The sequence below is a fragment of the Kineothrix sp. MSJ-39 genome (assembly GCF_018917935.1).
In the GTDB taxonomy this organism is placed as follows: domain Bacteria; phylum Bacillota; class Clostridia; order Lachnospirales; family Lachnospiraceae; genus CAG-194.
Genome location: NZ_JAHLPN010000025.1, coordinates 1 through 15,737 on the forward strand (window position 1 = coordinate 1; position 15,737 = coordinate 15,737).

Sequence of the window (15,737 nt, forward strand, 5' to 3'; positions counted from 1 at the left end):
TCATTTGTACTTTGTGTACTGGTTTCTTTTGTCTTGCCATAAAATAAGGCCTCCTATGATTTTATATTTTATCATAGAAGACCTTAAAATCCTATTTACAGAAAAACTTTCACAGACTCTAAGTAAGTCTTTCTTTTTCTTCACGCCGTGATCCACCTGTCTGCCTGTGTATTTCATCTGTTACTCTTCTGCCGGTTCCTGCCCTGCCATCTGCTCAAGAGATGTACAAAACGTATCATACCAGCTGTCAAAAGAATCCTCTGCCGTATATTTTTCTACTTCACTCTTTCTGTCCGCACCTGCTGCCACAGCTTCATCGATCGCTGCCTTATCAGCCTCTGCCCTGTCTGAAAGGCTGCTGTCAACGATGTTTCTCATCTGATATCCGTTTTCAAAATTCTTCGTCGTATAATACCGTGTGTGATCGTATTCCTGCATAACGGTAGACAGGCAGCTGTATGCCTTTTCATTCATCTCTATCTTGTTATCCTCAAGCACCTCATCAAGTACTTCCATGCTGTTGGCTTCTTTTTTCACCGGCATATAACCGGAATCTCTGATAAACCGCAGATTCTGATTTCTTTCGGTAAACCATTTCAGAAACAGACTTGCCGCATATTCATGTATCTCGTCCGATTTTGTGATTGCCATGCCCGCACCCTGCTGTACTCTGTAGTTTTCTCCGCCTTCCATCACAGGAGACGGCAGCATCACAAATTCGATCGGATAGCTGTTATCCTCTGTTTCCACACGATCCGGGAAATAAAGTACGGAAGAGGTAGATCCTGTATATGCCAGGATATCTCCTGTCTTGACATCGTCGGAACGGAACTTGCCATAGGCACCGAAATACCCTTTGACATACGGTACATAATAATTCTCCCAGAGTCTGCGGAGCAGATCCCGGTCGGTATGTAATACCATCTTACCGTCTTTGACTTCAAAAAGCTCCTGTCCCATCTGTTTCATGCCGATGATCATATAATTTGCCATGGCATCACGTCCGTAAAAGGCTTTTCCGTCATCCGGAATATCCGGCGTAAGACTGTCTGTCCACTCGTAATAGCGCTGTGCCACCTCTGTGATCCCTTCTACCGTGGAAAGCTCATCTGTCGTTGTTCCTGTTGTCTGCGCAAACGGTTCCCAGTCTGTTTTGTTCATGATCGTGATCTCTGTTGATTTGGCAACGGGGAGAAGATACAGTGCGCCATCTTCGTTAAAATTACCTTCTTCCACATAGGAATCTACATATTCTCCGATCTCATCTGCCGAAAAATACTCTGTCAGATCAACCAGCCTGCCCTCCTGTTGTGCATTGTAGGCAGTGTCTGCATAAGAAGAAAATATATCGGGCAGATCCCCTGCTCCGACCTCTCCCGCCAGAGAACTGCTGATTGCCTGTTCCAGATCCGACACGGATCCCTGGCTGTAGCCCTCCACGTAAATTCCCTCTTCTTTTCCGACCGTTGCATTAAACTCTTCCGCAAGCTCATCAAAGTTTGCCTGCTGTGCACCATTGTAATAATGCCATACAGTAAGTGAAACCGGATTTTCCGGGTCAAGCTTTACGGTCTTTCCATCTTTTCCGCATCCGGTCAGACAGGCAGCCGCCATTGTCATCATCATAAGTGCCAGAACTACTTTTTTCTTCATCCCTTCATACTCCCTTTCTTATCTCTTGTGATCCTATTCTTCATGGAATCAATATCCGGTTGCTAATAAAATCCATCCATTACTGCCTTGGGCAGCCGCTGCAACCACTGCAGCCACTATAAACTGCCTGCTGTTCATACCGCTCTGCCGGACGCTGCAGCATACAGATCGCCTGTGAACTGATCCCTTCCATGGCACCTGTAAAACCCAGTCCCTCCTCTGTCGTCGCTTTTACATTAACCTGAGACAGCTCGATCCCAAGTGCCCCTGCGATATTTTCCCGCATGGTATCGATATACGGCCGCATTTTCGGCTTCTGTGCAATGATCGTTGCATCGATATTTTCGATCACATACCTGTTATCCTCCAGAAGTTGTCCGACCTTTTCCAACAGCTTCATACTGGAAATACCTTCATACGCCGGATCCGTGTCCGGGAAATGCTTCCCGATATCACCAAGTGCAGCTGCACCGAGCAATGCATCCATAATGGCGTGCAGCAGGACATCTGCATCCGAATGTCCTAAAAGCCCTTTCTCATACGGGATTTCCACCCCACCGATGATCATTTTTCTATTATCCGCCAGACGGTGTACGTCATAGCCCATTCCAATTCTCATATATTACCTCCTATTGACTTTTGCCTGCCACTGTGACAGATTTATGCGGTTAATGAATCAGTTTAGAATATTCCTCCAGATTCCAGATCTTATCTGCCAGTCCGTCATAAAACTCAGGCTCATGGCAGACAAGCAGTACAGAGCCCTTATATTCCGAAAGTGCACGCTTCAGTTCTTCCTTGGCATCCACATCCAGATGATTGGTCGGCTCGTCCAGAAGAAGCAGATTGGTTTCCCGGTTTATCAGTTTACATAATCTAACTTTTGCCTGCTCACCACCACTTAGTACTTTCACTTTACTTTCAATGTGCTTTGTCGTCAACCCACACTTTGCCAGCGCACTACGGACTTCATACTGTGTATAGCCGGGAAAAGTATCCCAGATTTCCTCGATACAGGACTGGTTACCCGGTGTGACTTCCTGCTCAAAATATCCGATCTCCAGATAATCTCCCTGCACGACTGTTCCCTCTAAAGAAGGGAGCAATCCCAGCACACTTTTCAGGAATGTCGTCTTTCCGATTCCATTTGTTCCGATAACCGCGATCTTTTCGCCGCGCTCCATGCGCAGATTGATCGGTTTAGACAGCGGCTGTGCCTTATCATAGCCGATCACCAGATCGGTTGTTTCAAACAGAACTCTGCCCGGCGTTCTTGCTTCCTTAAAATGAAATTCCGGCTTCGGCTTTTCTCTTGCCAGCTCGATCACATCCATTTTGTCGAGCTTCTTCTGCCGGGACATTGCCATATTTCGTGTTGCCACATTTGCCTTGTTCCTTGCCACAAAGTCTTTCAGATCCGCAATCTCCTTCTGCTGCTTTTTATAGGCTGCCTCTAACTGCATCTTCTTCATTTCATATACTTCCAGAAACTTGTCATAGTTGCCGACATAGCGGTTCAGCTCCTGATTTTCCATATGATAGATCAGATTAACCACATCATTTAAGAACGGGATATCATGTGAGATCAGAATAAATGCATTTTCGTATTCCTGCAGATAGCGTTTCAGCCATACGATATGATTTGCATCCAGATAATTGGTCGGCTCGTCCAAAAGGAGGATATCCGGTTTTTCCAAAAGAAGCTTTGCCAAAAGGAGCTTCGTACGCTGTCCACCGGAAAGATCTGTTACATCTCTGTCCAGATCAAGCTGCAACAGGTCAAATGCTCTTGCCACTTCTTCAATCTTACTGTCGATCACATAAAAATCATGGCTGTCCAGAAGATCCTGCAGTGTTCCCATTTCTTCCAGAAGCTCTGCCATCTGTATCTCGTCTGCCTCTGCGAGCAGATCGCAGATCTCCGTGATCCTTGCTTCCATCTCAAACAAAAAGGAATATGCCGATTTTAACACGTCGCGCATCGTCATGCCTTTTTCCAGCACGGTATGCTGATCCAGATAACCGACTCTGACATTTTTTGCCCATTCCACGCTGCCTTCATCCGGCTGCAGTTTACCTGTCACAATGTTCATAAAAGTAGACTTGCCTTCTCCGTTTGCTCCGACAAGTCCGATATGCTCGCCCTTTAACAGGCGGAAAGATACGTTATTAAAAATTGCCCTGTCCCCAAAACCATGGCTCAAATTGGATACATCTAATATCATGAATGATTCTACTCCTGTCCGTTTTTCTATTTCTTTCCATTTTGTTTAGGAAATCTTTCTTTATTTTATAAATTCCTTAGAAATTACCCATACTCTGTTCACATTTATCTTTTATGATTAGAACCATCAAAAGAAGTTAATGACGATATGAAGAATTTCAGCTTGTGATTAGCTTCGCCAAACAACAACACGTGCATTGCACGTTTTATCTCATACTCCCCTCTTTATTTGGCAGGCGCCTCCGGCGCCTGCCCCTTATTTACTTCCTGAATTTTGCTTTTTTGTTGATACCCTTTTTTACAAACAATTTTTTATATGTTTTATACTTGGAAGCCGGTACCTTTACTGTTACTTTTTTATACGTGTTACCGAAAGCCCTGGTCCCAACGGATTTTGTTGTAAGTTTCTTAGTCTTTACAGTAATCTTCTTTAAATTCTTACAATTATAAAATGCTTTGCTTCCAATCTTCTTTATATTTTTGCCGATGGTCACTGATTTTAATTTCTTACAGTTATAAAATGCCCTGTCTGAGATTTCCGTCACTTTATACGGTTTGCCACCATACGTTACCGTGTCAGGAACCATTACACTTGTCAGGGATTTCTTCGTGACCTGTGTCACAACCGCTGTTCTTTCTTCGGTGTTAAAAGTTACAACACATGATACTTTTCCTACTTTAACAACTCCTGTGATTTCCGTCTCATAATCATCATCGTCCCAGTCATCATCCACATCACCGTTATCATCCCAGTCGTCATCTTCCACAATGCCCGGATTTTTCACGCTGCTGTCATCTTTATTATCTGAATTGCCTGCGCCGGTATTGTTATTGCCGCCGTTATTCAGATTACCTGTATCACCGGTATCCTGCTTCTGATCGTCCTTCTTCTGATCGTCCTTCTTCTGGTCATCTTTCTGGTCATCTTTTTTCTGGTCTTCTGATTCTGTTTTCTTTAATTTTTCAATATCGCGGCTTTCGTATGCACTGCAGCCGGTTGTCCGGCAGTATTGCCTTTCTTCTCCAACAGCATCATATGTCGCCTGTTTTACGACTGTCCATGCTCCGTAGCTGTGTATTCCCGTTGCTGCTATTTCTCTGCTCTCATATGCAACACATCCTTCTGTCTGACAGTACCGCTTTTCTTCCCCTTTTGTGATACAGTCCGGTGCTTTTGTTTCTTTCCACGCGCCGTAGCCATGATTGCCTGTTGCCGGAATCGGCTCTTTACTGATCTCTTCGCCACAGCTCTCGCAGACCTGCCTGCGAAGACCTGCCACATAACAATTTGCCTGCTTTACAGTCTCCCATGTTGTAAGCGTATGCTTACACGCCTCCGCTGTTCCGACCATAATCGTATAACTTGTGCTTTTGCCGCCGTAAGATACCGTGACAGTCTGTCTGCCGGATTTGCTCATGTCATAGCCGTTGCAGCTGATCATACTCTGACTTGTCACAGTCTTTGTACTGCCATCACTCAATGTTACTTTCAGGCTCAGGCTGCAAGAAAATGTATCATTCACATTGAATTTTGTTTTGGAATTATTACTAATAATCTGAATACTTTCTACATGGTACTGCTTATCTTTATCATCATTTGTGGAATGATGGGATACGCCGAATATATAAGGTCTGATCCCATAATAAGTATATCCGGGGCTCTGGTTTAACACGTCATCGCCTTTTCCGGAAGTACCATAATAGCGGTTCTGACTGTCCCAAGTCAGATCCAGCAGATGCCATTCCCCACCAAAGTAAGCCATATTCCATTCATGATTTATGGATGGACTGTAACTATCCGATAGTGGTGAATCACTGTATCCCATAATATCAATACAAGGAATACCAAGTGATGTAAGCATAACCTGATTCAACCGGGAGTATCCCGCACAGACACCGGTTTTGGAAGCATAAACATAATAAGGTGCTGCAGTCAGCTTATAGGATTTTGTACCGGAATATAAATATTCATAATCATATGCGATCTGCTCACAGATCCAGTCATGGATTACTTTTACCTTCTGCTCATCCGTTGTACATCCACTTGTCAGGCTCACTGCCTGCTGCTTGATTGCATCCATGCGGTCTCCCACATAATAATAGTTTCCCGTATCCGCCGTGTAATATTTCTCCGGTATTTCATCATACAGAGCCGGATCAAGAGTATTTGCCAGATTCTTATAATAGTAAAACTCATGTTCTCCCGCCGGTGCTTTTAAACTACAACCGGATGCTGTTTTAGTTACCACGTAGGATGCAAAGCTGATATACTTATTAGGACCCGATGCCGGGTCTGGTTTATAATATCTGATCAAATAGGTTCCATTTTCACAACCTGACATATCTATGCTGCAGATTGCAATATGGCTCGCATTATAAGTTGTCAAGCTACTTGTGTTTTCCAGTTTTACCCAACTGTCTCCAGACTGTTTAAATGCCTGAAACAAAACTTTATCGCCACTTCCATACTGCTCGTAATACACCTTTGCCATAACCAAATTATTACTGGTTGACAATGTAGCACTATATGGTGCCGATGACAACTCATTTGTTACAATGTTATCCTTATCCAGTGTTTCGGAACCTGTAAATCCATCACTGTCCAGATTGATTCCGGACTGCCCGAGTGCCTGTAAAGCCGCTTTACCATTCTGCTCCGCTTCTTTTTCTTCCTGCGCAGTCAAATGAACTGTAACTTGTTCTTCTATTGCAAGCGGATTCGCAAATGCCGTCTTTCCACACAGCACGCAAATACAAAACAGTACTATAATTCCAACTCCTGCAAAACGCTTCTTTTTCATCTTTTGCCCTCCATAAATCCTTCCTAATCTTATGTTATCATCCCGGAATTTTAAACACAAGCAAAAGCCGAAAAAAGGCACAAAAAAAGAACCCTTTCGGATTCTTTTTAGTAGCGAGAGGGGGATTCGGTCTCCGCTCCGCTCCGGTCCGCGCATAGCCGAGGTCCACCGGACCTCGTGCGCCCTCTCCACTACTCCGTAGCGTCTCGGGTTCTTTCCTATTCTATATTTGGACAACAAAAAAGAACCCTCTCGGATTCTTTTTAGTAGCGAGAGGGGGATTCGAACCCTCGACACTACGGGTATGAACCGTATGCTCTAGCCAACTGAGCTATCTCGCCAGGATATATGGGACCTATAGGGCTCGAACCTATGACCCTCTGCTTGTAAGGCAGATGCTCTCCCAGCTGAGCTAAGATCCCATAACTTTGCGGGTATTTCTCAACCCGCTTTGCTAGTATACTATTAAATCAGGTAACTTGTCAACGACTTTTTTTAATTTTTTCATTTTATTTTTCACGCAGCGGTTATCGGTTATTTTTTCGCTCTTTTCTGTTACGATTTCACTTGCTTTTGTGGTATCTGTCTTTTATGATAGTTACCTTTTATCTGCAATTCGTGTATTTGCTTTTCATACTATTTGCACTTTATTTCTGAGATATTCTTTCTTACGTCCTATCAACATAAATTGATACTTTCACGTTTCATCTTAAGCAATCCTTATTGTGCTACTCACGTAGGATTTTCATACTCTTACACATTATTTTCCGGTTTTGTATGAATGCTATTTCTGTAAAAATCAACTATTCATACTTTTCTGTAAAAATCATTGATTTCGGACGAATTCTTTTTATTACGCATTTTGTCAATTCATACTTTATTGCAAAATTTTGTATTTTAGACGAGCTCTGTTGCTTGGTTTTCATCCTTTTTCAAACAAATTTACAAATTAGTATAAACCTACTTTTATCTTTCCGATAACATTCATACTTTTACGGCATTTTTTGAGGTTTAGGGCGAACTTCTCCAAATCCGGCAAATATCATTCGTCCATTTTCATAATCATCATTCATTTGGTCGAAACCAACACTCTGCCTGCCAAACACAGCGTCTTCACAACCCCAAAATACCACATAATCTCAGGAAATCGATTTTCAATGTAAGTCTCTTACAAACTTATAAAACAATTTTTAAAACATATCCATACCGACTCAAAAAATCAGTTTCAAACATATCACATACCGGCTCGGAAAATCCACTCTCAAAACAGATCCAGCATAGCGTCCAGGTAAACAGCTTCCCGCACTTTCAGCTGGTATTCCGGCTTTGTCATATAGTATAGCAAGAATTCCAGCAGCATAGCACTGCCAAGTCCACGCCCCTCGATCTTGAAATTGGAAAATCCCATCGGCAGATAAACATTCCGAATATCGTCAATACCGATGAAGCCGGGATTTTCCATCGCCTTTGAAAATCGATACCCCTCCGCTGCATCCGGTGAAGCACATGGATAATCAGGTGTGTCTTCTCCCAGATTCTTCCGGCTGACAGTCTCATAACAGCTTTTGCGATCTTTGCAGCCAAACCAGCAGCATTCATTGCACAGAAATTCTATCTTATCCTTTTGCGCTTCTGTCAGCGTATGCCACTGACAAAAGCGCTTATTCAGGCGGAAATCCGGCACAACATACCGGAATTCTTCTCTGTTTACTTCCTGCAGAAGTTCCCGAAAATCAGTCAGAACCTTAGTCGTGGAAGACACAAAATAGAAGCCCGGATATTGCTCTTGTAAATAGTGCAACAACAAATCGGAATAAATGATAATCCCATTATGCACGCTTCTGTTTTCTGCAAACAGCCGGCAGAGTGTATTGCATCTGTGATCCGACAGGTGCTCCTCTTGCAGCAGGGAATTGCTGAAGGTCAGGCGGGCAGAAATATCATATTCCTGCATCAGTGCCAGCACATCTTTCGGATCCTGCTCTCCATAGGATGTACGACCGCCGCCCCAGAGACAGTCCGCCGGAGCTCCATAGACAGAACCGATCCTGCACCAGTCATAAAAATATTCCCTATGCTCTCGAAACAGCGGCAGAAAGACACGATATAATTCATAAAATTCAAACAGTCCCGGTAAATGATAATATGCTATTTGTTTTTGAGACAAATCCATCTCTATGTCCTCCCTACATCATTTTCCTGCAAAACAAAAGACCCAGCGACAAAGTCGCCAGGCCTCCTGTTTGTGTAAAAGGGGAATTCTTCCGGAAATTGCTAATTAGCACGTCTAATGTCTTAGACTGATTGTATTATATGATGTATTTAGAGTTATTTCTACAATTATATTGCGCAAATTATTAAAATATTTTGATGAAATAAGTCAAATCAGCTCATTTATTGCTTCTGCCACATTGGAAACACCAACAATCTGCATGCCATCCGGTACATCTGACATACCGTCCAGATTGGCAAGCGGCAGGATACATTTCGTAAATCCGAGCTTCTGCGCTTCCAGCACACGCTGCTGTGCCATGTTGACCGCACGCACTTCCCCGGAAAGCCCGACCTCGCCAAAGATCACTGTATGGTCGGAAATAACTTTATTTTTAAAGCTGGATACCAGTGCCATCACAATGCCCAGATCCAGTGCAGGCTCCAAAAGCCGCATACCACCGGCAAGATTGACGTAGGCATCGGTCTGTCTCATGCGGAGTCCCAGTCGTTTTTCCAGTACTGCCATCAGGAGATTGACTCTGTTAAAATCCGCCCCCGTTGTCTGGCGGCGCGGAATATTGAAATTGGAGTCACAGACAAGTGCCTGAATCTCGATCAGCATCGGTCTGGTGCCCTCCATGGCACAGGCAACTACAGAACCGCTTGCATTTTTCGGTCTGCCGTTCAGCAGATAAGCCGAAGGATTTTTCACTTCGCAAAGTCCTTCCTTGCGCATTTCAAAAACACCGATCTCATCCGTGGAACCAAAACGATTTTTCACGCCCCGTAAAATCCGGTAGGATGCATGTCTGTCCCCCTCAAAATACAAGACCGTATCTACCATATGCTCCAGCACACGCGGTCCCGCCACCGTACCTTCCTTTGTCACATGCCCGACAATAAAGGTTGCAACAGGCATACTCTTGGCAAGGCGCAGAAAAACAGCCGTTGCCTCTCTGACCTGTGACACACTGCCCGGTGCAGAAGTCACACGTTCCGCATACATCGTCTGAATGGAGTCGATCACGACAATGTCCGGTTTTTCCTGCTTTATCACCGCTTCCACCGTATCCAGATCTGTTTCACACAGGAGCCTTAGCTGATCCGTAAATTCTCCGATCCGCATTGCCCGCATCTTGATCTGCTTGAGAGATTCCTCTCCCGATATGTATAATATTTTTCTGCCGTCTGCTGCAAGATTCTGACACATTTGTAAAAGAATGGTGGATTTCCCGATACCGGGATCTCCACCAACCAATGTAAGCTGCCCGGGCACGATACCACCACCGAGCACCCGGTCAAGCTCACTCATATGCGTTAAAAACTTATCTTCCTCTTCCATGGAAATATCATTCAGGCTCGTCGGCTGTACCATGTGCACTGCCTTAGTGCCCGCAGTCTTTGTTACAACCTCTTCGACAAGCGTATTCCACTCCCGACAACCGGGACATTGTCCCATCCATTTGGAAGATTCATAGCCGCAATTCTGACAGAAATAAACCGTAGCCGATTTCATTTTTGCCATGCTTACGCTTCTACCACCTTTACATTAACTTCACCCATTCCGGCAAGTTCCACGCTGACATTCAGCTTGCCGCCAAGACCTGTATTCATCTTGCCTGCACTCTTGCCTGCTACAAATACTTCGTACTGTGTGTCATCGCAAAGTCCGATGATCAGCTGTGCATCATCTGAACCTTCTACTTCAAATGATACGCCGTTTGCTGTCTCCTGAAAGTGACTGACACTTGTGCCCGGAACGGATTCGTATAAAAACAGACCGTTTTTCTCCAGTTTTGTCATTGTTGAGAATGTTTTGACCTTATACAGATCTCCTGCATGTTCAAAATCTTCCAGCTTTGCCTTCTGTGCTAATGTATAATTTCCGAAGCTGATGCTGCCGTCTGATTCTTCACGGATTAATTCTTTTACCACTGCCATTTTCTTTTGTCCTCCCGAATATTGTCTTGCAGTACTTTGTGTAAACAGTATAAACCATTTGCCTTTATAAATCCAGTTCTTTTGCGTTTTGCTTTTGCTTAAATACCACTTTTTCTTTGTGTATCGTAGCGAGGATATGATCCCCCTGTTTGATCTTGCCCTGCAGGATTTCTTCTGCCAGCGGATCCTCTATGACAGTCTGGATCGCACGCTTCAAAGGTCTTGCGCCCATCTTCACATCACAGTATTTTTCAACCAGATGATTCTTGAGCGTCTGGCTGATGGAAAGTGTGATGCCCATCTGCTGGTCGCATCGCTTGATCAGATTTGCGGAAAGCAGTGTCACGATTTCCCTGAGTTCTGTCTTATTCAGCGGATGGAATACCATGATCTCATCAATACGGTTGATAAACTCCGGCTTGAACAGTCTCTTCACTTCTTCCATAACGCCGTTTTTCATACGCTGGTAATCCTGCTGCTCGGTCGTCTTTGTGGCAAAACCGAGGTTCTTCGGATCCACGATACGGGAAGCACCCGCATTACTTGTCATGATGATAATGGCATTTTTAAAGCTGACCTTGCGTCCCTTGGAATCGGTGATATGTCCGTCATCCAGTACCTGCAGCAAAATATTAAATACATCAGGATGTGCTTTCTCAATTTCATCAAATAAGACAACGCTGTACGGATTCCGCCTGATCTTCTCACTCAGCTGTCCGCCATCGTCATGTCCGACATAGCCCGGCGGTGAACCGATCATCTTTGCAACAGAATGCGGCTCCATATATTCCGACATATCTACACGGATCAGATCATTTTCCGAACCGAACATTGCCTCTGCAAGTGCTTTGGAAAGCTCTGTCTTACCGACACCGGTAGGGCCTAAAAACAGGAAGGAACCGATCGGTCTCTTCGGATCCTGTAAACCGACTCTGCCCCGGCGCATTGCACGTGCAACAGCCTCTACTGCTTCTGACTGTCCGATCACACGCTTATGCAGGATCTTTTCCAGCTTCAGAAGCCGCTCACTTTCCTTCTCTTCCAGCTTTTTCAGCGGGATCTTTGTCCACTGGGCTACCACAGCCGCGATCTCATCCTCTGTGACGAGATTATTCTTTGCTTCCATCTTCTTCTCATACCGCTGCATTGCCTGCGTATGCTTTTTGATGAGCTTCTCCTGCTCCATACGTTCCTTATGCGCTTCTACCAGATCATCAAACTTCAGGGAACGCTCGATCTGTACATCCAGTTCATCGATCTGCTCCTGCAGTCTGATACAGGTTTCCGGTATTTTCAGCCCCTGCAGACGCAGAGCTGCTGCTGCCTCATCGATCAGATCGATCGCCTTATCCGGCAGATTGCGGTCATTGATATAACGGTCTGATAATTTCACCGCAGTTTCCACTGCCTCCGGTGTGATCGTTACATGATGATGCTCTTCGTATTTATGCTTGATGCCCATCACGATACGGACAGCCTCCGTTATAGAAGGCTCCTCTACCATGATCGTCTGGAAACGACGCTCCAATGCAGCATCCTTTTCAATATATTTGCGGTATTCCTCGATCGTCGTGGCTCCGATCAGCTGCAGCTCACCTCTTGCCAGCGACGGCTTCAAGATATTGGATGCATCGATCGCGCCTTCCGCTCCGCCTGCACCGATGATCGTGTGGATCTCATCCAGAAAAAGGATGATATTGCCGTCATCGATCACTTCTTTGATGACCTTTTTGATACGTTCCTCAAATTCGCCTCTGTATTTGCTGCCTGCCACCATTCCGGAAAGATCCAGTGTCATGACACGCTTGTTTTTCACGGTATCCGGTACTTCGCCCTGCACGATACGCTGTGCCAGACCTTCTACGATCGCTGTTTTGCCGACACCCGGCTCACCGATCAGACACGGATTGTTCTTTGTCCGTCTGGAAAGGATCTGTACCAGTCTGAGGATCTCCTGATCTCTGCCGATCACAGGATCCAGCCTGCCTTCTGCTGCCAGCTTCGTCATATCACGGCTGTACTGCTCCAGCACTTTTGTTTTCTGCTTCTGCTGACGCAGATCTTCTTTATACAGATTGCCGTCTTCTCCCATGGAAACAAGCAGATCGATATAAAGCTTCTGCAGGGATACGCCCATGGTACTTAAAATACGGACTGCTACATTGCTGCCCTCCCGGATCAGTGCCATCAGGATATGCTCAGTCCCGACAGCGGAAGCATGATACTGCTCCGCGATCTGAAATGCCAGTCCGATCACCTGCTGGGCACGCGGGGAATAGCCTTCCCGCTCTTTCAGATCCAGATGACCGGTCGGTGCGATCAGCTCCATGATCAGATCTACAAGCTTTGTCTCATCTACGCCATTTACCAACAATGCCTGCGCCGCCATTCCTGTCTGCTGTCTGATCAGTCCCAGTAAAATATGCTCAGTCCCGATATAGTTCTGACCCATGGATCTTGCTGCAGATGCGGCAAGTCCAAGAGCAGTTTTTGCCTTAGCGGTATAATCCATTTTTATTTTCCTCCATATTCATTATATATGGTATCGATCATATCGTGAATTTCTTCACGCGAAATATTCTTACAGCTTGCCTGTGCCAGAAGCACCCGCAGATCTTTCTGGATCTGCTCCATTGCCTGCAGTTTATCAATATCAACTGCGATCACAACGCCACGCCTTCTGTCAACCTTGACAAAGCCCTCCTGCTTTAAAACAGAATATGCCTTGTTGACCGTGTGCATATTGATGCCAATCGTATCCGCTAAAGACCGGACGCTCGGAAGCGCCTCACCTTCCTGATACTGGGACGTCGCAATGCCCAATATGATCTGATTCCGAAGCTGCATATACAGCGCTTCGTCACTGTTAAAATCAATTTCTATTATCATGTGTATCACCTTCTGTTATATCCAGTCTATAACAGTATTCACAGTTTGTCAACCATACTAACATACCCATTAAAGCTATTCAACCCAGACTTTTAAGAATCAATGTCAATAAATTCAAACTCAAAATCATCATCCAGCTGATCTGCCGGTGCTTCTCTTGTCAGCGGTACAGGTTCTCTTTCCAGCGTATAGATCGGTACCTGACTGCGCTTTGCCGGCTTCGGCGGCTGAACGACCGTGATCGGGATCTGCCCCGTTGTATAGGTCACACCGTTTGGTGTTACTTCTTTTTTCACAACCGGTTCCTTCTTTGCCTCCGGTTTTACCTGTTTTGCAACTGTCTTTTCTGTCTGCTGCACCGGTTTTTCTTTTGCTTTCTTTACAGCTTGTTTTTCCGGCTTTTCTGCTGCCGGTTTCTCTGCTACCTTCTTTGCTGCCTGTTTCTCCGGTTTTGTTTCAGGCTTCTTCGCAGTCTGCTTTGCCGCTTTTTCCTCCGTTTTCTTTACAGCCTGTTTCTCCACTTTCTCTTCCGGTTTCTTTGCTGTATCCTTCTTTGACTGTTTTACTTCTGCTTTCTTCTCTTCTTCCTCGTCTCCGTATAAGGCTTCCTCTTCCATATCCAGCTTCAGATCCCGGTTATGCAGGATCAGGTTGATGATCACGACAATGGCACAGACAAGTAAAAAGGCAAGGGTTCCGATGATCAGGATCGGCTTCTGTCCCATCTGCTCCGTCGCAGCAGCTGCTTCCTGTAGTGCGAAATAACGCTGAAAGCTGCCTTCTACCACATCGTACAGATAAAAGCCTGCATTTCCTTCATTGTTATAAGCGTAAAGCAGATAAAATGCATCCGTCAGATCCGGATCGCCTTTTGTCGTCTGATACGCCGGCAGATACGAATTGTTCCACTGCAGATTTTCTTCCGTAAATCCGTCCGGAACGGATTCCTGCGAAGCTACCGGTACAATATAATGATTTTCGATCCCCATGATCTGCACAAAGATCTGAAAACTGTTTTTCGTACTGTCATAGATAAAGAAGCTGCCTTCTCCGTCTGCCATCTGTGCATATAAAAGGGTCAACCCGCCCGGCTGCCAGATTGCACCTTCCACAGTCTGTCCGCCGTAAGAAACCTCTGTTTTACTACAGTCTGTCGGAAGCTGTTCGTCTGAAACAGTCTCACTGATCGTATATTCCGCACCATCTGCCGTAAAGGTAAGTCCCCCAGTCGTAGCTGCCGGCTGCACCTGTTCCGGTTCTGCTTCTTCGGCCTCTGTTTCATCTGCCGCTGCGCCGCCGCGCGTGATCGTAAAATGATAGGTCATGGTGGAGCCGTCTTCCGCCGTTACGGTAATGACTGCCTCATTTGTACCTGATTTCAGGTTCTTAAAACCACTTGCCGCAGTGATCTGTGCTTTTTCATCCGTCACACCACCGCTGACTGTAATGTCTGTTACAGAGTCATCCACTTCTATCGTATATTCCGTTCCCTGCGGTGTAAAAGCCGGCGACAGTGAGCCCGGACTTACCGTAAGGGCTCTGAGCGTTGCATCGGAGGAAAGGTTCGCCGCTGTATTGCCGCCAACCACAACGCTGGTACTGCCTGTTGCAGGATTATTTCCATCATCATCTATGATTGCTTCTGCACTGATGGCTGCATTGCCTGCTGCCAGAGCTTTCATTGTGATCTGTGCATCCGTTCCGGTGATCGTCAGTAATCCACCGCCCCCACCGTAGGCAACATTACAGTCTGTTACCTCGAGCTTATCTGCATCATATGTGATCGAGATCTCCGGTGCCACAGACGGATCCTCCGGTTCTGATGTTTTTACATAAACTGTAATTGTGTCCGATACACCCACATCTGTTTTATCAGCTGTTACGCTGACAGAGCCTGCTGCATAAATATCTGCCGGCGAAAACACAAATGCCGCAGCCAAAGCCGTCATACTTAATAAGATTCTCCCCAGTTTTTGTCTCATATAGTCCGCTTCCCTTCTCGTTTTGCTTTTCTT

General features: G+C 45.4%; 10 protein-coding genes and 2 tRNA genes. All 12 read right to left on the bottom strand.

What is annotated here, in order from left to right; genetic code table 11:
* Nucleotides 1-180: 180 nt before the first annotated feature.
* Entirely contained in the window at nucleotides 181-1,653 is a 1,473-nt protein-coding gene (locus tag KQI22_RS12580) for an extracellular solute-binding protein (RefSeq protein ID WP_216552887.1), read from the bottom strand.
* A gap of 79 nt (nucleotides 1,654-1,732) precedes the next feature.
* Complete coding sequence (gene ispF / locus KQI22_RS12585) at nucleotides 1,733-2,272, bottom strand: 2-C-methyl-D-erythritol 2,4-cyclodiphosphate synthase (protein ID WP_216552889.1); 540 nt, start codon at nucleotides 2,270-2,272, stop codon at nucleotides 1,733-1,735.
* A gap of 49 nt (nucleotides 2,273-2,321) precedes the next feature.
* Nucleotides 2,322-3,878 carry an ABC-F family ATP-binding cassette domain-containing protein gene (locus KQI22_RS12590; protein WP_216552891.1) on the bottom strand — a complete coding sequence of 519 codons (1,557 nt, stop codon included), beginning with the start codon at nucleotides 3,876-3,878 and terminating at the stop codon, nucleotides 2,322-2,324.
* Between the two features lie 259 nt (nucleotides 3,879-4,137).
* Complete coding sequence (locus KQI22_RS12595) at nucleotides 4,138-6,678, bottom strand: leucine-rich repeat protein (RefSeq protein WP_216552894.1); 2,541 nt, start codon at nucleotides 6,676-6,678, stop codon at nucleotides 4,138-4,140.
* Between the two features lie 267 nt (nucleotides 6,679-6,945).
* A tRNA-Met gene (locus KQI22_RS12600) sits at nucleotides 6,946-7,019 on the bottom strand.
* A gap of 8 nt (nucleotides 7,020-7,027) precedes the next feature.
* Nucleotides 7,028-7,100 (bottom strand) — tRNA-Val (locus KQI22_RS12605).
* A gap of 839 nt (nucleotides 7,101-7,939) precedes the next feature.
* Nucleotides 7,940-8,851 (bottom strand): hypothetical protein, encoded by a 912-nt coding sequence (locus KQI22_RS12610; protein WP_216552896.1) that lies wholly within the window; start codon nucleotides 8,849-8,851, stop codon nucleotides 7,940-7,942.
* A 207-nt stretch (nucleotides 8,852-9,058) separates the two neighbouring features.
* Complete coding sequence (gene radA / locus KQI22_RS12615) at nucleotides 9,059-10,417, bottom strand: DNA repair protein RadA (RefSeq protein WP_216552898.1); 1,359 nt, start codon at nucleotides 10,415-10,417, stop codon at nucleotides 9,059-9,061.
* A 2-nt stretch (nucleotides 10,418-10,419) separates the two neighbouring features.
* The gene (locus KQI22_RS12620) at nucleotides 10,420-10,833 is read right to left on the bottom strand and encodes an endosialidase (RefSeq protein ID WP_216552900.1); all 414 of its coding nucleotides are present in this window, start codon (nucleotides 10,831-10,833) and stop codon (nucleotides 10,420-10,422) included.
* Between the two features lie 64 nt (nucleotides 10,834-10,897).
* Nucleotides 10,898-13,345 (bottom strand): ATP-dependent Clp protease ATP-binding subunit, encoded by a 2,448-nt coding sequence (locus KQI22_RS12625; protein WP_216552902.1) that lies wholly within the window; start codon nucleotides 13,343-13,345, stop codon nucleotides 10,898-10,900.
* Nucleotides 13,346-13,347: 2 nt separating this feature from the next.
* The gene (locus KQI22_RS12630; protein WP_216552904.1) at nucleotides 13,348-13,722 is read right to left on the bottom strand and encodes a GntR family transcriptional regulator; all 375 of its coding nucleotides are present in this window, start codon (nucleotides 13,720-13,722) and stop codon (nucleotides 13,348-13,350) included.
* Between the two features lie 92 nt (nucleotides 13,723-13,814).
* Nucleotides 13,815-15,704, bottom strand: a complete 1,890-nt coding sequence (locus KQI22_RS12635; protein WP_216552906.1) for a cadherin-like beta sandwich domain-containing protein — start codon at nucleotides 15,702-15,704, stop codon at nucleotides 13,815-13,817.
* Nucleotides 15,705-15,737 lie beyond the last annotated feature (33 nt).